Here is a 21,174-nt window from a genome sequence, read left to right as displayed (position 1 = left end):
CATCATGCCGGTCTACGTCCAACACGAAACCCTGAACCGCGTCAGCGACGTCTTCAATGCCGAAGCGCTGTGGCAGGCACCGGGCCTGGCGCTGTTCGCGCGCCGTCCCCTGCTGCGCGACCTGCTCGAACGCGCCCCGCGCGAACAGCGCGGCCGCGCCGCCACCCGCTGCTTCTCGCACGTCACCCTGATGCTGCCGCAGGACGAGGTCGACGACGACCGCCACCTGACGCGCGGCGCCCGCGTGCGCGACCTGGCGCAATCGCTGCAGGCACTGCACCAGAAGGACTTTGGCGACCTGCTCGGGCTTGACGAGGTGCGCTACCACGTGCTGGGCTCCGACGCGGTGGAACCTGGCCAGGTCGAGGTGAAGTTCGGCCATGCGGTCTACCTGCCGGCGCCGGACGAGGCGGTGCTCTACACGGTCAGCGTTTCGCGCGACAGCGCCATCTGGCAGCCGGTCTGCCCGGTGTACCCGAACGGACGCCTGACGGTGCTCGGCCATGACGCGGCCAGCTGTACCCACGCGGTGCCGGGCTGGCCCTTCGCCCAGGATGGGGCCATCCTCCTGATCAACGACGGACCGGATGCCCCGCTGGAAGTGCAGGTGCGGCCAAAGGACGCCTTCGACTGCAGCTTCGATGCGCTCGCCGGCTACTACACGGTCCGCGCGCGCCAGCCCGACGGAACCGCCGGCACGGCGCGGCTGCTATTGAAAGTGACGCGCAGCGCCGCCGCGCCGGCGCTCGCCACGCCGCCTGCTCGTGCCCGAGCAGGCGCCTGCCGCTGCTGCCCCGGCGCGCGCGCCGGCGGTGTGGAAGTCGCGCACGCGGGCCCCGGACGATGCCGAGCTCACGGCCGTGCCGGCGCTGCAGCGGGCGGCGAGCGCGCCCGCCCCGCGGCACTGGAAGCCACCTACGCCCCAGTGGCACGGGCGCGCATTGCCCTCGCCGCCCTGGCCCTGCCGCGCCTCTCGCGCTACCGCGACACCGGCGCAGCCGCCGTCGAATTCGGGTTCGACCGCCAGCTCGGCGCCGGCCCGCTGGGTAGCGATACCCTGATCGGCTTCGCCGTCGACGCAGCGGACGAGGTCCACGTGCTGGGCGCGGACGGACGCCAGCGCATCGCCGTCCCGAGCCGCTTCGCCCCGCTCGACGGCGTCGACATCCAGGTCCTGGCACCGGCGCCGGCAATGGCGGACCGCTACAGCGCCCTCGTGCGCTTGCCGCAGGCGCCGGCGCTCGCGGTCGAGCACGGCGCGCCCCTCACCTTCGGACGCGGAACGACGGCCCTGGCTCCCGCTGCGCGTGCTCGACGCCGCCACCTGCCTGCGCGGGGCCGACGGACTCCATGCCGGCGGCGCCGATCGGCTTGGCCTGTCGCGCACGGCCTTCCGCTTCGAGGCCGGGCTGGAAGGCTGCCACGTCACCCGCCTGGCGGCCACGCAGGCGCTTTACCACCTCGACGAACGGCTCGGTTTCGTCGCCGCCATCGACACGGCGGCGGGCGAGGAGGCCTACCGGTGCCGGTCGGCCACCACATCGTCGCCGGCCACTACGTGCTGCGCGTGGAAGCGTGAGCATGGAAGCGCTGCCGCTCGCCCTGGCCTGTGGCGCAGCAAGCCTGGCCGCGACCCTGGTCCTGGCCGCGCATGCGACGCCGCGCGCCTGGTGGCGCCGCCCGAATGCACGCGCCTTGCTGGTGCTGGTCGGGGGCACGGCGGCCATCGGCAGCGCGCTGTGGTGGCTGGCGCCGCACCGGTCCGACCCGCCGGCGGCGCCGGCCACCGCCAGATCGAAGCGCCCCGGCCGGGACGCAGCTACCGCGTCGCCGCGCCGCTGAACCTGCGCGCCGCCGGCGGCACGGGTTCGCCACGGGTGGTGGTGCTGCCAGCCGGATCGAAAGTCGAGACGACGGGCCGCCGCGATGGCGACTGGTGGCAGGTAAGCACGGAGGTCGATGGCGTGCCGCTCGCTGGCTGGGCCAGCAGCCTGTGGCTACGCCGCGCCGACGAAGGGCGGCGCTGAGGCAGGGTCAATCCTGCGTCAAGCGCATCGGGTTGAAGTACAGGCCTTTCACGCACTGGGTGGGCGCGGTGCGCACGAAACCGAAGCGCTCGTAGACCGGCATCGCGAAATTCGAGGCATTGACGGTGAAGCTGCCGCTGCCGCCCCGCGCGAGCGCCGCGTCGCGCGCCGCCAGCCACAGGCGCCGCGCCAGGCCTTGCCCATGCCAGCGCTTGTCGACGAACAGGTGGAACAGGTGGTCGTTGCCGCGCATCGCGACGAAACCGGCCAGCGCGTCTCCATCGCAAGCCACGTGGTAGGCGTAGCCTTGCGCGAGATAGCCGCGCAGTCCGTCCTCGTCGTTTTCGCGCAGGAAGGTGGCCGCGCCCTCCGGGGAGGACTCGTGCACGATGAATTCGCTGGCACTGGCGCGCAACAGGCGGGCCACGGCAGTCAGGTCGGCAGCTTCGAAGGGACGAATCAGCATGGGTGCTTGGCGTTTCCAAAACCTTAACATACCATAGGGGCCTTGGCCCGGCCAGCCCCGGCAGGCTTTCCCCATCCACCGCACCCATCACAGGAGGCAGCGAGGCGCATGTTCGACAGCCTGGACTTCGGTCCCCACCTGGACGTTGCGGCGCGCAGCGCGCTCGGCGTCGGCGAGTTGCAGCGCGCCGAAAACCAGGACAACTGCGTGCTCATCGACGCCGCCGGCAACGCCGCCTGCCTGGTCGAGGGCAGGCCACAGCGGCGCCGCGTTCCCGGCTGGCCGCCCGGCCAGGTGCGCCTGGCCGTGCTCGACGGCATGGGCGGCCACGGCCATGGTCGCGAAGCGGCCGAGGCGCTCGCCCAGGGGTTTGCTAGGCCTCCCGGCCTGCAGCGACATCCCTACCCTGTCCGCCCACCTCGACGCCCTGCACGGCCAGTTGCAGCGGCAGTTCGCGCCGCTGGCCGGACCGCGTCCCGGCACGACACTGACGCTGCTCGAACTGCCGCCCGGCGCCGATGCGCTGCTCTGGCACGCCGGCGACTCGCGCCTCTACGAAATCGATGCCGACGACCTGCGGACACTGACGATCGACCACGTACCGGCCACGGTGCTGGCCCTGGCCGGCCTCGTCGACGAAGACGAATGGCGGCGCGCCGTGCATGGCGCGCATGCGCCCCAGATCGCCCAGGCTTTCATCCTCGGCAATACCTTCGTCGATCCGACCCGCCTCGACGACGCCCTGTTCGCCCTCACGCCCGACATCCTGCCACCCTGGCTGCGCGCGCTGCCGGACCGGCGCGCCGTGACGCTGCGGCCGCACGCCTGCTACCTGCTCGCCAGCGACGGCTTCTGGTCCTGCCTCGATCCGGCCGAGTTCGTCGCGCGCTGGCCGCGGCTGTTCGCCGGCGCGGGTGCGGCCGCCTGCGTGGAGGCCCTGTTCGCCGAGATCGCGCTGCGCCCGCCGGTGGGCCTGCAGCCGGACAACCTGACCGCCATCGTACTGCGCACGCGGGGCCCCCACCGCGACGAGACTGCGCTGCCCTCCGCCTGATTCCCCTGTCAGGAAAACACGGTGCGGCGAGCCCAGGCGGGCGCCACGGCTGGGCGGATCGGCGTATGCTCGGCCAGGCAGACGCTACTCCCACGACCTCGCCGACCATGAACCGTTGCAGCAATCCCGATCATCCGCACTGCACCCTCTGGGTCATGCCCGGGGACGGCGCTTGCGCGCACGGCCACGCGCAGCCGGCGCCCGCAGCGGCAGCGGCGCGCCAGATCGGCACGGTCGATAGCGAAGCCAGGGACATCGCCGCTGCCGCCGCGGTCGTCCAGGCAGCGGCCATCCTGCCGAGCGGCCCGGTCCGCTGCGCCGCAAGTCCGGTCCGTCCCCACCTGCATGTGAGCGGTTTCGACCCGCGCGCGGCCGGCGGGCGCCAGCTGCTGAAGCTGGAACTGCGCGGCATGCCGGCCGATTGCGCGCGCGAAGTCACCCTGCTCGCCAGTTCGCGCCTGCGCCTCGACGGCGGTGCGCGCCACGCCTTCACCCGCACCCTGCGCGGCGAATGGCTGCCGGTCTTTCTCGAATTTTCCTCGCGCGACCTCGAACACGGCCAATACCGCATCGCGCTTGAACTGCGCAGCCGTCCAGCCCTTGGCCTGCCTGCGCGCACCTGGGTGGCGACCCTGCTCATCCTGGCGCCGCGGCTGGACGCCAGCCTGCACGAAATCCACCAGACCTTCCTTGCCACCCACAAGAACGTCCGCGTAAGCGCCGACGACGGCTCGATTGCCCGCGTGCGCGGGCAGCTCGATGGCGGCGGCCGGCTCGACATCGACGTCAGCGCCTACAATGCCGGCATCGCCCATCTCGACCTCGATGCCGGCGGCGGCAAGATCGACCTCGGCTTTTCCAGCATCGCCTGGGACGAGGACTTGCTCGAGACCGACCCGCCGGCGCGCGCCCCCGCCCATGCCTGCCCCGCCAGCGCGGCCTGTATCGCCGGCCCGGCAACGCAAGCAGGCCAGGCGCGCTACCTGCGCCTGTTCGCGCTGGACGAATGCGTACTGGGGCGCCTGGAGCCCGATGCCATGGCCGATGTGCTGCTCGCCCACCACGACGGCCAGGGCATCGCACACGAAGGCTTGACGCGGCGCATCTCGGCCCGGCATGCGCTGATCCGGCGCGGCCGCGCGGGCTACGAAATCGAAGACGTTTCGCGCTATGGCCTGCTGGTCGATGGCGCCTGGCCCGGCAAGCACATGGCGCTGCCCCTGCGTCCCGGGATGCGCCTGGCGTTCACCGCCAGCATTCCCGGCGTGGTCGTGCTCGAGGTGGCGGCCGTGCTGCCGAACGGCATCGTCCTGCAGCGGACGGACGCCGGCGCGGCGCACGAGGCCATCTGGCTGCTCGACCCCGAGCGCCATCCGGGCAGCCATCCGGGCCAGGGCGCGCCCGGCCTGCCGCTGCTGTTCCACCGCGACGGCGGCTTCTGGCATCTCGATCCGGGCACGGGCGTGGAGACCGCGCTCAGCCCGACGGCGGCGACCAGCGGCTTGAGCGGCTGGCCCGCGGACGGGCGCTTTCGCACCGATCCGTATCCCGAGCTGCGCCTGTCCCTGCCGTCCCCTGCGGCGCACGACCACGGTTTTGCGCTGAGCCTCTAGGGCCGCGCCCGGGTCCGGGTACGCTCAGTGCCCTTGCGGCAACATCACGATGAAGATGAGCGCACAGCCCGCCAGCAAGGCGGCCTGCAGCCCGAACACGATCAACGGAATCCGCAGGTGCTCCGGGATGTTCATGGCGCTTCCTTTCGAGTGCGGTGGATGGACCATTCGACAGGCCACAGCCTACTCCTTGCGATTGCCGCCTTGCGCACGCTAGCCGTCAGGAATCGGGCGCGGGCGCGGTCGTCCGCGGGTGGGCGTTCACGCCAGCAACTGCAGCGGCAGGCACTCGGCGTCGGACAGCTCGCGCGCCACCCTGAAGCCCACGATATTGCTCGACAGCGTGCTGGAGAAACCGTTGCGCAGGGCCGAGCGCAGGTCGCGCGGAGGCGAGCGCCAGGCGCCGCCGCGCAGGACGCGGCGGTCGCGGCCGGCCCCGTTCTCCTTGCCCTCTTCCCGGGCGCTGCCGTCGCGCGGCGCGCCTTGATCGCTCTCCTGCAGGCTGTCCTGTACCCATTCCCAGACGTTGCCGTGCAGGTCGTGAAGACCCCGGGATTCGGGGGAAGCGCGTCACCGCCGTCGTGCCGGCCACGCAGGCGCCGCGCTCGCCGCCATTCCGGTGAAGTTGCCGTCGTAGTTGGCCAGCCCGGTGTCGATGCGCTCGCCGAAGCTGAAGGCCGACCTGGTCGCGGCGCGGCAGGCATATTCCCATTCGGCTTCGCTGGGCAGGCGGTAGCGGCAGCCGGTACATTCGCTCAACCAGGCAAGGTAGCGCCCGGCGTCATGCCAGCTGACGCCCACCACCGGGTGCAGGTCGGACTGGGGAAAGCCGGGCGAAGCCCAGTCCACGTCGCCGCTGCCGCGCCAGGAGGAGTCCTCCACGAATCGACGCCACTCGCCGACCGTCACCGGATAGCGTCCGAGTGCGAAGGGGCGCTCGATGCCGACCCAGCGCTGCGGCGTTTCGCGTGCGAGCCAGTGCTTTCTCGCGCCCTCGGCCAGCGCAAGCGCGCGCTCGTGTTCGGGTGAGCCCATCTGGAAGCGGCCGGCGCGCAGCAGCACCATCTCCGGACCGCCAGCGTCGCCGGCGAGGAAGCGGTCGCGCAGCGTCGGCACTGCCGCCGCCGGTGGCATGGGCGAGGACGCCGCGTCCGGGTGCGCAGGCACCTGCCTGCGTTCGCGTTCCTGCTCGGCCAGGTAGGCTGCGGCCGCTTTTGCCTGCAATGCCTGGCGCTGCAGCGCTTCCCGGGCTTCGCGCGCCCTGGCCGCGTCTTCGGCGCGGCGCGCCGCCAGCTGTTCGCGCAGGGCTTCGCGCCGGCTGCGCCGGGCCGCATCGGCCTCGTCGCGCGCGCGCCGTGCCTGCTCGCGCAGCGCGCGTCCGGCTTCGGCCTGCACGGCAGTGGCGTGGCCTATCTGCACGATGGGCAGCGGCGCCAGGCGCGGGCTCTCGACTGGCGGTGGCGGCGGAATCGGCTGCGGCGTTCCCGCGTCCGCCTTCTCGTCCGGCGTTTCGTCCGGCGTCTCGTCCGGCTTCTCGTCCCGGATCTCGTCCGGGGTCTCGTCCCGAGTCTCGTCCCGAGTCTCGTCCCGGATCTCGTCCGGCCCATCGCCGGCGTCCGGGACCGGGCCGGCAGCCGGCCCATCCGCCAGCGCGTTTTTTCGCGCCGCGGCAGCGCTGCCCAGCCGATCGGCGCCGGCGCGGCAGCCGCGGCCAACCGCGCCAGCAACGCGCTGACGCTCTCGGGCCGCCGTGCCGGATCATCGGCCCAGCCGGCGCGCAGCAGCTCCCACGCGGCTGGGGCCAGGCCAGCGGCAGGAGGCGGCTCGTGCCCTGGCCCCGCAGGGAGCGCCCCGGTCAGCATCTGCCCGATCATGCGTGCCACCGCGTAAACGTCGAGACTGCGCGCCGGGACCAGGCCGGGCGTGCCGGCTTCCGGCGCGCGGTAGCCGGGCGTGCCGGATGCGCCCGGCGCATCGAAGGCGGGCGTCCCGCCGCGATGCCCGCCAGCCCGGGCCCGCGCGGCGATGCCGAAGTCGAGCAGCTTGACTTCGGCCTTCCCGGTGACGAACACGTTGGCCGGCTTGATGTCGCGGTGCACCAGCCCGTGCTTTGCCCAGGCATAGTCGAGCGCCGCGGCAAGCGGCTGCAGCAGCGCCAGCACGCGCGCCAGCGGCAGCGGCCCGGTGCGCGCGAGCAGCCGCTCGAGGTCCTCGCCTTCGAGGCACTCCATGATGAGGAAAAAGCTGGCCGTGGCCGGGTCCTGGGCCCAGTCATAGACACGCACGATGTGTTCATGGGCGAGGCGGCGCGCGCGCGTCGCTTCCTGCATCAGCAGCCGGGCGGGCCCGCTTGCGCTGGTCAGTTCGGGCGCCAGGATCTTCAGCGCCACCTGGGCACTATGGCCGAGCTCCGCATGGGTGGCGAGGTCGGTGGCCTGCCATACCTGGCCCATGCCCCCAAGCGCAATCAGGCGCTCCAGACGGTAGCGGCGGCCGGCGGGGCCCACGTGCTGGCCCTGCATCAGTCCCAGCTCGGTGCCGCGCGCAGGCCCTGCCGGCGCGGCCGGCACAGCGTCGAGGAGCGCGTCGCGGCGCTGCGCGAACTCCGCGTCGCTCAGCAAGCCGTCCGCGTGCAGCGCGCGCAGGTCGCGGATCCTGTCGAGGGCTGTCGGCATCGCTTGCGCTCAGCCAGTGCGCGCCGCACCGCAGGCGGCGCAGCAGCGCTCGCCCGCCGCCAGCGCGTGGCCATTCGCGCAGCGGGCGCCGGCGCTTGCGGACACGAGGGCGGCGCCGACGCCGCCGGCCACCTGCGCCTGCGCGCCCAGCGCCGCCTTGTTGACCTCGTTCTGCAGCGCCAGCAAGGCCAGCTGGTGGGCGCGGTCCTTGTCGACCTCGAGGTCGCGGCGCGCCCGTTCGCGTTCGGCCGCTTCCTCCACCAGGCGCGCGGCATCGAGCGCGCCTACCGCGCCGCCGGCGGCGACCACGCCGGCCAGCGCCGCCAGCTGGCCGGCGTCCATCCCCGCGTGCACGCGCGTCTTCAGGTAGTCGGCCAGCACGGCGGCGTTGGGGGCCGCGGCCACCGCCAGCTTGGTCGTGTCGTCAACCCGGTCGAGCGCTTCGGCGCGGGCCAGTTCATGGGCGGCCTGGCGCTCCTGGGCCAGCAGCTCGACTTCCTTCGCCGCCCGTGCCTGGCGCGCTTCGGCATCGATCGTGCGCAGGAGCTTCTCGTGCTGGGCGATCGCATCCTCCTGCCCTCCGGCGCGGCGCAAGGCCTCGATCTGCTGGCGCAGGCCTTCCGCTTCCAGGTCCTGGCTGTGTTGCAGCGCACGCAGGCGTCCCGCCTGCTGCGATTCCAGCCATTCTTCCTCGCGCTCGGCGGCGCGGCGGCGCGCGGCATTGGCCAGCCGTACCAGGTCGAACTGCGCCTTGTGCTCTTCCTCGTCGAGTTCGCAGGCCTGCTGGGCCGCCTGCGCTTCGCTTGCCGCCAGTCGCGCCAGCTCGGCGCGGCGGCGCGTGGCGTCCTCGATGGCCGCGGCCTGCTCGACCTTGTTGCGGATCTGCTGCACCAGCAGCTGCTGCGAAAAAGCGCTGCTGCGCCAGCCGGCGTGCCTGCAGCGTTTCCTGCTGCGCCAGTTCGAGCGCGCCGCGCATGCGGATCCGCGCCAGCGCCTGCACTTGCGCCCACTCGGCCGCCTCGCCGGCGCGGACGCCGCGTTTCCGCGCCAGCGCGTGTTCCAGCTCGGCCAGGGTTTCGCCGGCGCCCCGGTCGATGGCTTCGCGCCGCGAGCGCGCTTCGGCAATGCGCCCGTACAGTTCGATCTCGCGCGTGCGCAGGGCCAGGTAGCGTTCGGAATTGGCCAGCGTCGTCTCGCCCCGTTCGAGCGTCTCGGCCTGGCGCGCTTCCGGCGGCGGCGCAGGCGCAGGCGCGCTTCCCCTTCTTCGCGCCGGATCTTGTGCCACTCCCCTTCGTCGTAGAGTTCCTCGAGCTGGCGCGCATGCTCCATCTGGACGCGGCGTTCGTCGGCGGCCAGCCACAGGGTCCCGATGCGGGCACGGTTGGCATCGAACTTGTCGTGGCGCAGGGCCAGGGTCTGCACGGCCGCCACGCCGAGGCCATAGCCGGCCAGCTGCAGGCGCAGCGCGCCCCCTGCAGGCGTTCGTCGAACTGCTGCCGCAATGCGCGGTTGGCCGCCATCTCGCGCAGCGACTGGCTGCCGATGAATTCGGCGGCAAGCTGGCGCACGCCGGGCGCCAGTAGTTCGTGCAGCTGGGCCACCGTCACGGTGCCGGGCATGGTCATGAAGTGGCGCGCAAAAGCCGGCACGTTCTCGATGCGCAGGTCGACGGTGAAACGCGCCTCCACCACCAGGTGTTCGGCCGTCTCGACTTCAAGACTGAACTCCACCGGCAAGGCGTTCGTGCGCGTGACCAGGATCTCGGCATGGCCATCGCGCAGCAGGTGGTTCAGGCGCGTGAAAAAGCCTTCGATCTCGTATTCGCCCTGCGGCACCTCGGTGGCACGCTCGCCCTGGAGGATGTAGGCGCGGGCGGTGGCGGGCACGCGCAGGGTTTTCACGAACAGGCCGGAGAGTTCGCGCACGCCGAAGAAGACGGCCAGTTCGTCGGGGCCGGCGATCCAGCGGTTTTCGCGCAGCAGCGGCGCGCTGCGCGGCGCCCCCAGCGTCATGCCGCAGGCCGCGCAATAGTGGTCGCCGCCGGCGCTCTTGTGCTCACAACGCGGGCAGCGGGTGCCGCCAAAACCGAACATCTGGAACATGATCCGACTCCATCTTCGTGACTTCAACCTCGATAAGGCCGCCATCCTCTTGCCAAGAGCGTCTTACAAAACCTTCAGAGCAAGGCGCGGCGACGAAGACAGTACGACTGTACGGCGAGGAGCCGCAACGCGGCTATGAAGGTTTTGTTAGGCGCTCTACGCCGATTCTATCAGCCAGATGCGGCTTTCCCTGCGCCGCACGCCGCCCTGTGCCGCCCGTCATATGATGCCGATCCGCTCGATGCAGGCCAGGCTCGCGCCCTTTGCCGCCAGCGCCTCGCGCAAGCCTGCGGGCAGGTCGCGCTCCCAGGCGCGCGGCAGCAGCACGCGGTCGCCCGCTGCCGCTTCGCGCGCAATCAGCGCGCATTTCGGCCCCAGGCCCTCGACCGGGTCGATTGCTCCCGCATGCCAGGCGCGCGAACAGCCGCTGGCGATGATGCGCCCGCGCGGCACGAATTCGCGTCCGCGCGCCAGGCGGTCGGCCAGCACCAGCGCCAGTTCGTATGATTCGCCCTGGAAGCCCTCCCTCGCCGAACCGCACGGTGGTGCGCCAGCGTGCGGCCCTGGCTCCATCGAAATGGCGCGCCCCCGCCAGCACCTGGCGCAAGGCCGCCTGGCGCGGCCCGTCGAGGCCGGGCGCGGCGATCGCTTCCTCGTCGGCGCCTGCCGCCAGCGGATAGACACTGACCTCCACCCAGCACAGGCTGTCGTTGATGCCGCCGCTGTGCAGCGGGAACCAGGCACGTGCCGACGACACGGCCGCGGCCACGTCGGGCTGGCCGCTGAGGGTGCCCAGATGCCCCAGGTGGTCGGGGCCGCCGAGCAGCGCGCCCGCGGGCGCACCCGTCACGTCATGTCCTTCGACCCGTCCCAGCTGCCAGGCACCGGACCAGCCGTTGGCCAGCAGCGCGCGCGCGGCGGCAGCAGGCCGCGCACCATGCGGTCGGCCAGCACCACGGCCAGTTCCCAGTCGCGCTCCTCCGGCGCGGGTGCGCGGTCCAGGCTGATCACGACCTGGTCGCGGCTGTCGTAGCTGGCCTCGGTGTGGCGCGCCAGCCGGGCCACCGCCTGCATGCGCAGGGCCAGCTGCGGCGCGCCGGGCACGCTGCACTTGATGTCGGCGCGGCCGTCGCGCGGGCGGCGCGTGGCCGTCACCACCACCTCGCCGCCGTCGGCGAGCAGGCTGCGCACGTCCACACGGTCTGCGGTTTTCGATGGCATGTTCATTCGTCGTCCTCCGCGGGCCCGACGCGTTTGCGTGCGGCCAGCGCCTCCTCGAGGTTGGCCACGATGCGTTCGAGATCGCCGAAGAGCGCAGCCAGCTCCGCGTCGCCGGCGCGCTCCAGCCGCGCCAGCAGGGCCCAGGCCTCGTCGAGCGCCGCGGCCGCGCGGCGGCGGCTGGCGCAGGCGGCGCAGCCGGGCGTCAAGCGCCAGCGGCTGGCCGGGCGCCGCCAGCTCCAGCGCCGGCATCGTGCTCGCGGCCAGGCTGGCAAGGTCGAGCCGCGTCAACAGCGCCTGCTGCTGGCGGAACAGCGCCTGGCCCGTGGGCAGCGCCGCCATGCGCAGGCCGCACAGCACGCAGGGCAGCTCGAGGAACAGGCGGCGCAAGGCACGCGCATCCTCGTGCGCCGGGTCGGGTACGGCCCTCGAGCCCGGCGGGACGCTCGCGGTGGCGGGCGCGTCAGGGGCGGCGCCGCCGCGGCCGCCGTGGCTGCGTCCGTCCGGGCACGCAGCATCTGCGCATACTCGACCCGGCCCGCCAGGTCCACCGGCACGCAATCGTCGACCGTCAGCCCGAAGCGGGTGTAGAGCAGCTGGTTGAAACCGGCCCGGAACGCGTTCCATTCCTCGAGCGTCGTGCATGGCGGCAGCAGCAGATTCCCCGGGCCAGCTCGCGCTGCAGGGCCGCTTCGATGGCCGCCACCAGGCCGGCGAGGGTCAGCTCGCCCTCGGCTTCGCTGGCGAGGAATAAGTCGAAACGCTGCTGGGTCACGCGCGGGTCGGGGCTGTCGATCACGAAGCCGGTGCGCAGTCCGATCTCGGGGCTCGCGGCGAACGGCACCAGGTCGCACCCGTAGGGGCCGGGATGGAAGCACCACCCGCTTTCGCCGTCCAGCAGGGCAACCCGTCCGCTGCAAGCGATGCGTCGCGTCCGCCCGGCGCGGTCGACCGCCACCCCGGTCGTGCCGGCCGGCAGCGCGCAGCCGCCGCCGATCTGGCGCGCCACAATGGCCGTCCCCAGCCCGGCGCCGTCGAAAGGAGCGGGTTTCGGGACGCGCTTGAAGAGCTCGAACATGGGCGTTTTCCGTGGCCTCAGGTGGCCTGCACGCTGAAGCGCGCACCCCGGCGCTGGAAGTGCTCTGCGGGCGCATCGGGAAAGGGGCCAGGCGCACTCGCATTCGCCGTCGGCATCGAGGCGCCCCTGCAGTATTTCAGTGCCGGCGCCATCGAGCACGCGCAGCAGCACCGCCTCGCGCAGGAGGCGCGCGGCGAATGGCGCCTCCGGCAGCAGCTGCAGGATGACCCGGCAGGCGGCGCCGCTGCCGGCGAAGTGCAGGCGGAAGCAGCCGTCGTCGGTGGCCAGCTGCGTCAATCCGGCGCCGCTGTCGGCGGCGCGCAGCATGCCGCCGCTGCCCTGCCACGCATCGATGGCGGCGGCCCGCCGCTCCAGGGCGAGCGTGCGCAGGCGGCGCATGGTCAATGGGGAGGCTTGCAACGCGGCGCGCTCGCCGGCCGTGAGCGGACGGCTGCCGTCGAGCGCGGCGCGCAGCACGGCGTCGCCCAGCAGCAGGCGGTCGCCCTCCACCCGCCGTCCCACCAGCAGTTGCTCGCGCAGTTTGCCTTCGATATCGCTACTTGCAGTCATTCGGGTCTCCCTGTTCGTGGTGCCTGCGCCATCGCGGCCGTCAGCCGGGCAATCGCCGCGTCGCGCCGCTTGCGCAGCGTCGGCAGCGATACGCCATCCAGGCCGGCCAGCTGCGCCATCGTCGGCAGTGCGCCGCTGGCCGGATCGCGCCAGGCCTGCGGATAGCTGTCGTCGCCGGCGCCCAGGAGTTTCAGGTACACCGCCAGCCGGACCGGCAGCGTATCGGACGCCAGCACCTGTGCGGTCAGGCTGCCCGCATCCTCGGCGGCGCGTGCCGCTACCAGATAGCCGGGGGAAGTGAAACGGCCAGCGCGCGCGCCGCGGCCGATGCCGCATCGAGGGCCTCGTCCGCAAGCGGCGGAGCGGCGTCTTCGGGCACGCCGGCCGGCGCATCGAGCGCATCCTGGCGCGCCTCCGGGATCAGGTCCGGCCCCGGCGTGGTAGCCGCCTCGGACTCCCCGAGCACGCGCCAGTAGTCCTCCATCCAGTCGGCAGCAAGCCCGCGCTCGTGCAGCCAGTCGAGGTCGCGGTTGCTCGAGAGGGTGTCGTACTCGCCGATCTCGCGCAGCATCTCGCCGATCTTGCCGGCATTGTCCTTCAGGCTGTCGAAGCGTTTGGAACGCGTGTGCAGGGGTCCCGCCGCACCCGTGAAGCGCTCCAGGCTTTCGCTCCAGCGCAGGATCCATTCGGGACGGCAGTCGCCGATCGAGCGCAGCTGGCGCACTTCGATGGGCGCGGCGGCGTCCAGGGGCCGGCCGAGGATCGCGCCCACCTGCGCCCGGTGCTCGCGCCAGGCGTCGAACAGGCGCGCGATCTCGCCGTAGGCCGTGTCGAGCATGCGGTAGGCGTAGATCCGGTTCGGGCTGCAGGGCCGGCCGCAGGCCGCCTGGTAATTGTCGGCGTCGACCTTGTCGCGCAGGACGGCGTACATATCGTTGACCTTCTTGCGCAGCAGCGCTTCGCCCCCAGGCCGCTCCCAGAAGGACGGCAGCCGCGCATGCTCGGCGGCGATCGCGGTGCGGAAGGCTTCCCAGTCGGCCGGGCGCGCTGCCAGCTCCCAGGCCAGCGTCAAGGCCAGTTCGAACACAGTCTCGCCGTAGCTGTTGCCGGGGGCCAGTGCGCGGCTGGAACGGCGCGCCCCGTGCAGGCTGGCGGCCAGCGCGTCCATGTAGTCGTCCGGGGATTGCGGTGGCGGCGATTCGAGCAGCGTGGCCAGGCCGGCGCGCGCGAAAGCGTCCAGCGAACAGGCGCCCAGCAGCTTGCGCACCTGCTCCCAGCCTGGCTCCTGGTACCGGGTTCCCGGCAAACGCATACCTGTCTCTTCCTTCCGGATCATGGGCATGTCCGTGGAATAACGGACTTTGTCAATCATGCCATAGAACCACGGAAATACGGCGCGCTGGAGCGGATCAGTTGTGCTCCGGCTCGGGCCGCTGCATTGCCATCGTGCGCAGCAGCGCGGCCACCACCGGTGCCGCATGCGCCCCGCCGGTTTCGCCGGAACGGCTGACGAACGCGGCAAAGGCAAGGCGCCGGCTTTGCCCCGGCAGGCTGCCCGGTTCCAGCCAGCCGGTGAACCAGACGGTCGCCAGCCCGTCCTGGCCGACCGGCGCGGTGCCCGTCTTGCCATACAGGCCGGCGCGCAGCCCGGCGAAAGCGGGATCGCGAAAGGCCCCCCCGCCGCCGTACCCTCGGTGACGACGCCATGCAGGCCGGCACGGATGCGGTCCAGGCGCACGCCCAGCGGCGCGCCAGCGGCATCGACGGCGCGCCGCCCGTCCAGTTCCCGCAACATGCGCGGGACGATCGCCCGCCCTTCGCCCACCGCGCCCGCCGCCAGCGCCATGTGCAGGGGCGTGGCCTGCATGCGCAGGCCGATCGCCATCTGCCGCAGTTCGTGGCGCGAGCCGATCGGGTCGAACGCGGCGACGCTTGCCTCCAGCGCGTCCCGGGGGCGCCAGCCGTAGTCGGGCGGCAGCAGGCCGCCGTCCAGGCGCAGGCTGCGCTCGAAGCCGATCCTGCGTGCCATGTCCGCCACCGGGCGCACGCCGGCCAGCGCCTCGGGGTCGAGCGCGCGCAGGCTGGGCGCCCCGCCCGCCGGACGGCCGAACAGGCTGGCGTCGCTCAGTTCCGCGGTCCAGGCGAACCAGGTATTGAGGCTGTAGCCCAGCGCCTCGGCCAGTCCGAGCTTGCCGTCCTTCGCACGCCTGTCGAGCTGCTGGTCGCGGAAATTCGTGATATGGGCGCTGCTGCCCGCGCTCGGATAGGTCGCGGCGTCGGTGCGGAAAGCGAAGCCGCGGCCGGCGGCGAGGCGGTTGATGCCGGGCAGCGCCATCCCGCTGAGCAGCGCGTCCAGGCGCGGATCGCGCTGCGCCGCCAGTTCCAGGCCGAGCGCGGTGACGATCTTGAAGGTCGACCCGGACTGCGCTCGGCGCCGCCGTCGTGCTGCAGCGCCGCCTGGCGCAGCGGGCTGCGCGCGGGGTCGGCGCGATCGAAATCGCGCACTTCCTCCCACGCGGACGCCGAGGTATCGGCCGCGCCCGCGCTGGCGGCGGCCAGGATGTCGCCACTGCCGGTGTCGAGCAGCACCAGGCCGGCCTGGCGTCCGCTTGGGACGGCGCCGCCGCCCTGGCAGCGTGCACCGTCCCAGCTGCCCCGGCGCAGGCCGACGCAGTCGAGCACGCCCTGCGCTGCGCGCTGCAGGGCCAGGTCGAGCGTCAGGCGGGCGGCGTGCGCCTCGCCATTGGACGCGGGCAAGCGCCCCAGCATGCCGGCGATGCTGCCGGCGTGGCCGGGATGCAGGCCAAGCAGGGTCGACAGGCCGGCGCCCCGGGCCGCGGCAGTCGTGGCGCCGTCCTGCCACAAGGGGTGCCGTGGCGGTCGCTGATCCTCGCCTCGGTAGTAGCGGTCGTGCCGCTTGCCGTGGGCGGCGGCAAGGCCTTCCACGCAAGGTGCCCGCCGCTCAGGGTCAGGTGGCGATAGGCACCGTCGTAAGTACCCATGGCCGCCAGGTCGAGCGGCGCCGCCTCCAGCAGCACCTGGCGCGCCCCGGGAAGCAGCTGGAGTGTCAGCGCGCGCACCTCGCCGGCATCGCGGCAGGCCCGCCCCTGGCAGAGTGCCTGGTCTCCGGTCAGCGCGGCTCCCTCGAGCGCGCGCAGGCGTCCCGCCAGCATCAGGTCGAAGCGTTCGCCGCCGCGGGCCGGCTGCCCCAGCCGCAGCACCAGGCGCACAGGCGCGGCAGCGCCGGCTCCCGCTGGCCAATCGTCCACGCGCTGCCACGGTGCCCAGCCCGCGGGCAGGCTCGCGAAGAGCCGGCTGCTTGCCGGCGGCATGGCCGCCCTGGCACTCACCGCCACGCCGCCGACGCTGGCTTGCCAGCTCCCCGCGGGCAGGCCGCCAGGACGCAGGCGCCAGGCCAGCAGGCGCCGCTCGGCATTGAAAATGCGTACCTGCTCGCGTACGAAGGCACCGTCGGCGCGGCCGTGCAGGCGGGCGAGCAGGCGCAGGCCCTCCGCGTCGAGCCGTACGCCATCCCAGCGATGCAGGTCGGCCGCGCGCAGGTCGGCGCCGGCCATGCGCCACAGGGCCAGGTCGCGCGGCGCCACCTCGACGAGTCCGCCCGGCGCCAGGCGCAGGAGGCCGCGCGCGAGCAGGCTGTCGAACAGCGCAGCGTCTTCCAGCGCGGCGGGCGGCGCGGCCGGCACCCGGTAGTCGCCTGGCGCCAGCACCGCGCTGCGGACGGGGCCCTGTTGCGGAAAAGCCGCCACCAGTGCCGGGCCGGCCGACCCCACGGCATGGTAGCGCGTCAGCACCAGTTCCCCGGCTGCGGGGCAGCTGCCGCTTGCGCGCCGCGCCACCCGCAGTGCGCCCTGCCCGCCCCAGACCAGCCAGCCTTCGCGCCCGAGCGTGGCGTTGCCGCTGTCGCCGCGCACGACGGCGCCGCCCTCGCCGACCCAGCTGACTGCGGGCGGGCCACGCCAGCGCAGCTGCAAGGGCGCCCCGCCGCGCGCCCCTGCCTGTTATGTCCAGCAGCGGCATCGCGTCGGATGCCAGCACCACGTTGCGCAGCAGGACCGGGCTGGCCGCGCCGTCCTTGTGCGCCACCCAGCGGGCCACGTCGCCGAAGCGGGCACCGACGCGCAGCGGCGCCAGGCGGCCGCTGTCGCGATCGAGCATCTGCTGGCACAGGTCGACGACGACCGGGCGCGCAGCGCGCATGTCCGCCACCACCAGCAAGGCGCCGCCCGGATGCTGCGTCAGGCTCACGCCCGGCTCGCGCGGCACGCTGAAGGCCAGGCCGGGCAAGGCGCCCTGGAAGGCGGCCAGCGTGTGCACGCCGCCGCCCGCGGCGGGCAGGACGGCGCCGCCGAGCGCGCGCGCGTGGAGTGCGATCACGGCCGCGCCACCGGCGACGAGCAGCAGTGCGCCGAGGGCGCTCCACCAGGCCGGCGCGCCGGCGCCTTGCCGGTCCGTGGCCGCTACCGCGCGCGTCCTGCCAGGCGCCGCGTTCCGGCTTCCAGCCCGCACATTGCGCGCGCGCCGCCAGGCCCGGCGATTGGCGGCCAGGCTTGCGACGGCGGTGGCGATCATTCCCTGCATGTGTTCTCCTCGCGGCGGCGCAAGGGCCGCGCCCGCCTGCGGCTAGCGGGGGGAGCGGAAAGGCGCCGGACAGGCCTGTGGCGCAGCTTATGCTCGCGTTAGCGTCATTTGAGCGGCGTTCAAGGCCGGTTAGCCCCCGTCAGGTGCGGTTTTGTGCAGGTCATCCCGCTTTTCATGCGGCTTGTCGCAATCCGCTTACGCCGGCGGGGCGCTCTGGCTAGAGTGCACACATCGCCACCCCACCCGCAAGGAGAAACACTGTGAACATCGCCAAGCACATGGAAGCCGTTTTCGTCGTCGCCATCGCCGCTATCGGCTCGGCCAGCTATATCGCCGATGCCGTGCCCGAAGCCCAGGCCCGTCCCGCCGTCATCCAGGATTCGAGCATCGCCAGCGAAACCCGGATGGCCGTCGTGGTCGTGAAGGGCAAGCGCCCGGCCGCCGCCGAACAAGGGCGTACCCTGCTTGCCGATCGCGGCAAGGGTGCCAGCCGCAGCTGAGCCGCGCGTCGCGTGGCCGATGGACGCCGGGCCCTTCGACGCGGCCCGGCCTCTTCTCTTGCATTCCCTCCTGTCCCGCCTCCGTTTCCCGCCCGTTCCCGCGTTGCCGCATCCGTTCGCCAAATCTGTTTCAGATGTAAGAACATGCTTCAAACGCCCCATGCCGCCGATGTGGTTGATATAGTGAATCATCCGCTTTGGACTTGGAGAACGAACATGAAACGCAGCCTGACTCTCGCTACCCTGATCGCCATTGGCGCCGCCGCCTACGCACCGCTGCCATCGATGGCACAGACCGACTTCCAGGTGTACATCGGCTCGGCGCCGCCTGCACCGCTGTATGAACGCCCGCCCGTGGCGCGCCGTGGCTATGTCTGGTCGCCGGGGTACTGGGCATGGAACGGCCACCGTCACCACTGGGTGCAAGGCAGCTACATCGTCGAACGCCCCGGTTACGTCTACGCGCCGCCGGCATGGCAGCAGCGCGGGGGCCGCTGGTTCATCCAGGAAGGCCGCTGGAACCCGTATGCCCAGGCCCGCGCCTATGGCGGCCACGACGGCTACCGCGACGGCTACCGCGACGGCTACCGCCGCGACGTCTGGTACGACCGTGACGGCCGCCCGCACGAGTACCGGGGCCGCGACCGCGACCATGACGGCATGCCGGATCGCTACGAGCGCCATGGCGGCGATTCCGACCGCGACGGCATCCCGAACCAGTACGACCGCGATCGCGACAACGACGGCGTACCCAACAAGTACGACCACGACCGTGACGGCGACGGCATCCGCAACGGCCGCGACGGCAGCCCGGACAATCCCCGCCGCCGCTGAGCGTGCGCACCGGCCTGCCCCGTCCTCTCTTGTATGGGCGGGGAGGCAGTCCTCCGGTCGCCGCGGATCGGGTATGCTGCCGCCATGAACGAACTCGAGCGGCTGCAAGCGGCGGCCAACAGGAAGGAACTTGCCATCAGCCGGCGGCTGGCCCGGCAGAGCGGCATGCCGCTGGCGCAGGCCTTGCACGCCACGCTGACGGCGAGCGCCGGCGCGGACAGCCTGCCAGGGCTGCTTGCCAGGCGCGACGCCCTGCGCGCGCAGGAAGCGGCCAGGCTGGAGGCGCGCCACAACACGCGCGCGCAGGCAGCTGCCGAGCGGCGGGCGCGCCACCGGGGCGCGTCCACCGGCTGGCGTGCCTGGTTCGACGGTTCGGCCAGGCCGAATCCCGGGCGCTGCGCCATCGGCGCCCTGCTGCGCGGCCCGGATGGCGAGCTGGTCGAACTGTCGCGCGCAGCCGGCCACGGCAACAGCAGCGAAGCCGAGTACCTGGCGCTGATTGCCGTGCTGGAAGCGGCGCTCGCCCACGGCGCCACCGGGCTCACCGTATTCGGCGACAGCCAGGTCGTGATCGATGACGTCAATGGCCCGCAGGACGCCGGCGCGGGCGCCCTGCGTGCCTACCGGCTGCGCGTGCATGCCTTGCTGGCGCGCCTGCCGGGGTCACCCTGCGCTGGATACCGCGCCACCGTAACGCGCAAGCCGACGCCCTCGCGCAGCGCGCGGGCAGCCTGGAAGACGATGTCCACGCCTGAGCTCGGCGCATGGCGGGTCCGCCTGGCAGCGCTGGCGGCCGACGCCGGCTCGACAGGGCCGGACGGCGCCCACGACGCGAGCCACTTGCGCGGGTCTGGCGCAACGCGCGCCTGCTGCTCGACCATCATCCCGACGCCGACGCCCTGGTCGTGCTGGCAGCCTGCTACCTGCACGACCTGGTCAACCTGCCCAAGGACGATCCGGAGCGCCGCATGGCCTCGCGCCGCTCGGCCGCCCTGGCACGCGAACGCCTGGCTGCGCTCGGATATCCAGCGGGGCGGCTCGACGCCACCGCCCACGCCATCGAAGCGCACAGCTTTTCGGCCGCGATTGCCCCGTGCAGTATCGAGGCGCGGATCGTCCAGATGCCGACCGCCTCGACGCCCCGGGGGCGGTGGGCCTGGCGCGCATGTTCTATATCGCCGGTTTGGATCGGCAGCGCCCTCGCCCACCCGGACGATCCGCTGGCCGCCGCACGCAGCCTGGACGACCGTGCCTATGCGCTCGACCATATCTCCTGCAAGCTTGCAGGCTTGCCGGCAACGATGCAGACTGCGGCGGGCCGGGCGCTGGCCGGGGAGCGCGTGGCCATGCTGGTATCGTTTCGCAACGCATTTGCGGACGAGTGGCAGGGTGAAACTGGCGGCTAGTTTCGTGTCGGCAAACTTTACAGCGGGCAAGTTGAGGGTGGTGGCTGTAACCGCAAGTAGCTGATTCTGTTGGGAAATTTCCTGCTGGCATGCTACTTGCATGTAAAGACGCGGGATTTCCACACACAGAGAACACGACAATGACCTTCCTTAAAAAACTCGGCTGCGCCGCAGCCCTCGCAGTGTCCGTCAGCGCCGCGCAGGCAGCGCCGATCCTGAACGACTGGGTATTCAATCCGAATGGTGGCGGGTACCATAAAGGCCAGGATATCGGCGAGTACCTCGACATCAACGGCAGCGGCTTCATCCAGCTGAAGGCCACCAGCGCCACCTCGTTCACGTTCACCGAACACGCCGTGTTCAACCTGTCGCAGGCCGACAGCAACGGCAAGCTGTTCCCGCTGAACTACACCGGCGGTAACATCAGCGCCGTGCTGGTCGCCTATGGCACCGGCACGTACGGCAAGGACTTCACGTTCACCGGCGGCACCATCCGCATGTACCAGAACCCGGTGACCGGCCAGTATGGCTCGACCGCGGGCTACTACGGTGCCAACCTGGGCAACCTGATCGCCTCGTTCGACGTCCTGATGGGCGGCGGCGGCAACGTCGACGCCAAGGGCAGCCCGCTCAGCAACGGCCAGGTCAGCGTCTTCGCCTCGGCGCAGCCGGGCATGCTGGCAGCGGGTTACTTCTTCGACCGCCGGGGCAACGACCTGTCGCGCTTCGCGGTCGACGCCTTCGCCTTCACCAACGCCAGCACCACCTCGCGTCCAGGCAGCCGCCTGGTCAGCGAAGTGGCCTGCGGCCTGGCCGGCTTCAAGGGTCCCGGCTGCGGCAAGGGCAGCTACAAGAACGTCGCCGGCGACCACTTCTTCATCGGCGGCAACGGCCAGTTCAAGATCGCCAGCGAAGTGCCGGAGCCAGGTTCGGTCGCGCTGTTCGGCGTCGCCCTGCTCGGCGTGGCCGCGGTTCGTCGCCGTCGCGTACGCTGATCATGGCAGCCCGGCGCTCAAGCGCCCGGGCCTGTCG

Annotated in this window: 21 protein-coding genes and 3 pseudogenes; 12 read left to right on the top strand and 12 right to left on the bottom strand. The window is 72.3% G+C overall.

The genetic code is table 11. The features are described from left to right. Positions 1-4 precede the first annotated feature (4 nt). Genes G4G31_RS14380 through G4G31_RS26220 form a run of 3 tightly spaced genes read left to right on the top strand, consistent with a single transcriptional unit; the run spans position 5 to position 2,027 of the window. Positions 5-1,579 carry a hypothetical protein gene (locus G4G31_RS14380; protein WP_229424993.1) on the top strand — a complete coding sequence of 525 codons (1,575 nt, stop codon included), beginning with the start codon at positions 5-7 and terminating at the stop codon, positions 1,577-1,579. Positions 1,580-1,581: 2 nt separating this feature from the next. Next, positions 1,582-1,842: a hypothetical protein gene (locus tag G4G31_RS26225; RefSeq protein ID WP_229424992.1), complete on the top strand. Its 261-nt coding sequence runs from the start codon at positions 1,582-1,584 to the stop codon at positions 1,840-1,842. Continuing rightward, positions 1,743-2,027 carry an SH3 domain-containing protein gene (locus G4G31_RS26220; RefSeq protein ID WP_229424991.1) on the top strand — a complete coding sequence of 95 codons (285 nt, stop codon included), beginning with the start codon at positions 1,743-1,745 and terminating at the stop codon, positions 2,025-2,027. The genes G4G31_RS26225 and G4G31_RS26220 overlap by 100 nt, the downstream gene beginning before the upstream one ends. A gap of 7 nt (positions 2,028-2,034) precedes the next feature. Here G4G31_RS26220 and G4G31_RS14370 read toward each other — a convergent pair whose 3' ends face one another. Beyond that, complete coding sequence (locus G4G31_RS14370; protein ID WP_182988256.1) at positions 2,035-2,493, bottom strand: GNAT family N-acetyltransferase; 459 nt, start codon at positions 2,491-2,493, stop codon at positions 2,035-2,037. Positions 2,494-2,580: 87 nt separating this feature from the next. After that, complete coding sequence (locus G4G31_RS26215) at positions 2,581-2,892, bottom strand: hypothetical protein (protein WP_229424990.1); 312 nt, start codon at positions 2,890-2,892, stop codon at positions 2,581-2,583. Here G4G31_RS26215 and G4G31_RS14365 point away from each other — a divergent pair. Next, on the top strand, positions 2,864-3,547 hold the full coding sequence (locus G4G31_RS14365; RefSeq protein ID WP_229424989.1) for a PP2C family serine/threonine-protein phosphatase: 684 nt from the start codon (positions 2,864-2,866) through the stop codon (positions 3,545-3,547). The genes G4G31_RS26215 and G4G31_RS14365 overlap by 29 nt on opposite strands. Positions 3,548-3,612: 65 nt before the next feature. Further along, a complete protein-coding gene (locus G4G31_RS14360) occupies positions 3,613-5,160 on the top strand; it encodes an FHA domain-containing protein (RefSeq protein WP_210283908.1) in 1,548 nt (515 codons plus the stop codon). A gap of 261 nt (positions 5,161-5,421) precedes the next feature. Here G4G31_RS14360 and G4G31_RS26210 read toward each other — a convergent pair. From G4G31_RS26210 to G4G31_RS14345, 3 genes and pseudogenes are all read right to left on the bottom strand, one after another. Further along, positions 5,422-6,294: pseudogene (locus G4G31_RS26210) on the bottom strand (formylglycine-generating enzyme family protein). Positions 6,295-6,569: 275 nt separating this feature from the next. Next, the gene (locus tag G4G31_RS14350) at positions 6,570-7,835 is read right to left on the bottom strand and encodes a serine/threonine-protein kinase (RefSeq protein ID WP_182988254.1); all 1,266 of its coding nucleotides are present in this window, start codon (positions 7,833-7,835) and stop codon (positions 6,570-6,572) included. Positions 7,836-7,844: 9 nt separating this feature from the next. Next, positions 7,845-9,266: a hypothetical protein gene (locus tag G4G31_RS14345; protein ID WP_229424988.1), complete on the bottom strand. Its 1,422-nt coding sequence runs from the start codon at positions 9,264-9,266 to the stop codon at positions 7,845-7,847. 155 nt (positions 9,267-9,421) lie between these two features. Between G4G31_RS14345 and G4G31_RS26205 the strand changes: the two genes are divergently transcribed. Continuing rightward, complete coding sequence (locus G4G31_RS26205; RefSeq protein ID WP_229424987.1) at positions 9,422-9,958, top strand: hypothetical protein; 537 nt, start codon at positions 9,422-9,424, stop codon at positions 9,956-9,958. A 198-nt stretch (positions 9,959-10,156) separates the two neighbouring features. Here G4G31_RS26205 and G4G31_RS26200 read toward each other — a convergent pair whose 3' ends face one another. From G4G31_RS26200 to G4G31_RS26170, 7 genes are all read right to left on the bottom strand, one after another. Beyond that, complete coding sequence (locus G4G31_RS26200; RefSeq protein WP_229424986.1) at positions 10,157-10,426, bottom strand: hypothetical protein; 270 nt, start codon at positions 10,424-10,426, stop codon at positions 10,157-10,159. A 357-nt stretch (positions 10,427-10,783) separates the two neighbouring features. After that, positions 10,784-11,164 carry a hypothetical protein gene (locus G4G31_RS26195; RefSeq protein WP_229424985.1) on the bottom strand — a complete coding sequence of 127 codons (381 nt, stop codon included), beginning with the start codon at positions 11,162-11,164 and terminating at the stop codon, positions 10,784-10,786. Further along, entirely contained in the window at positions 11,161-11,430 is a 270-nt protein-coding gene (locus tag G4G31_RS26190) for a hypothetical protein (protein ID WP_229424984.1), read from the bottom strand. The genes G4G31_RS26195 and G4G31_RS26190 overlap by 4 nt, the downstream gene beginning before the upstream one ends. A gap of 296 nt (positions 11,431-11,726) precedes the next feature. Further along, positions 11,727-12,803 (bottom strand): hypothetical protein, encoded by a 1,077-nt coding sequence (locus G4G31_RS26185; protein WP_229424983.1) that lies wholly within the window; start codon positions 12,801-12,803, stop codon positions 11,727-11,729. After that, a complete protein-coding gene (locus G4G31_RS26180; RefSeq protein WP_229424982.1) occupies positions 12,800-13,039 on the bottom strand; it encodes a hypothetical protein in 240 nt (79 codons plus the stop codon). The genes G4G31_RS26185 and G4G31_RS26180 overlap by 4 nt, the downstream gene beginning before the upstream one ends. Before the next feature lie 41 nt (positions 13,040-13,080). Beyond that, positions 13,081-15,318 carry a hypothetical protein gene (locus G4G31_RS26175; protein ID WP_229424981.1) on the bottom strand — a complete coding sequence of 746 codons (2,238 nt, stop codon included), beginning with the start codon at positions 15,316-15,318 and terminating at the stop codon, positions 13,081-13,083. A 202-nt stretch (positions 15,319-15,520) separates the two neighbouring features. Then, complete coding sequence (locus tag G4G31_RS26170; protein WP_229424980.1) at positions 15,521-16,795, bottom strand: hypothetical protein; 1,275 nt, start codon at positions 16,793-16,795, stop codon at positions 15,521-15,523. Between the two features lie 103 nt (positions 16,796-16,898). On the opposite strand from G4G31_RS26170, the gene G4G31_RS26165 reads away from it, so the two are divergent. From G4G31_RS26165 to pepA, 6 genes and pseudogenes are all read left to right on the top strand, one after another. After that, complete coding sequence (locus tag G4G31_RS26165) at positions 16,899-17,504, top strand: hypothetical protein (RefSeq protein ID WP_229424979.1); 606 nt, start codon at positions 16,899-16,901, stop codon at positions 17,502-17,504. 158 nt (positions 17,505-17,662) lie between these two features. Then, positions 17,663-17,902 (top strand): hypothetical protein, encoded by a 240-nt coding sequence (locus G4G31_RS14315; protein WP_182988253.1) that lies wholly within the window; start codon positions 17,663-17,665, stop codon positions 17,900-17,902. A gap of 216 nt (positions 17,903-18,118) precedes the next feature. Further along, the gene (locus G4G31_RS14310) at positions 18,119-18,736 is read left to right on the top strand and encodes a YXWGXW repeat-containing protein (RefSeq protein ID WP_182988252.1); all 618 of its coding nucleotides are present in this window, start codon (positions 18,119-18,121) and stop codon (positions 18,734-18,736) included. Between the two features lie 33 nt (positions 18,737-18,769). Continuing rightward, positions 18,770-19,300, top strand: a pseudogene (locus G4G31_RS26160) (reverse transcriptase-like protein); the annotation flags it as partial. A 177-nt stretch (positions 19,301-19,477) separates the two neighbouring features. After that, positions 19,478-20,142, top strand: a pseudogene (locus G4G31_RS14300) (HD domain-containing protein). Between the two features lie 140 nt (positions 20,143-20,282). Continuing rightward, entirely contained in the window at positions 20,283-21,137 is an 855-nt protein-coding gene (gene pepA, locus G4G31_RS14295) for a flocculation-associated PEP-CTERM protein PepA (protein WP_182988251.1), read from the top strand. Positions 21,138-21,174: the final 37 nt, after the last annotated feature.

This window comes from Massilia sp. Se16.2.3 (assembly GCF_014171595.1).
GTDB lineage: Bacteria > Pseudomonadota > Gammaproteobacteria > Burkholderiales > Burkholderiaceae_D > Telluria.
This window is presented reverse-complemented; position numbering and strand designations above follow the sequence as displayed.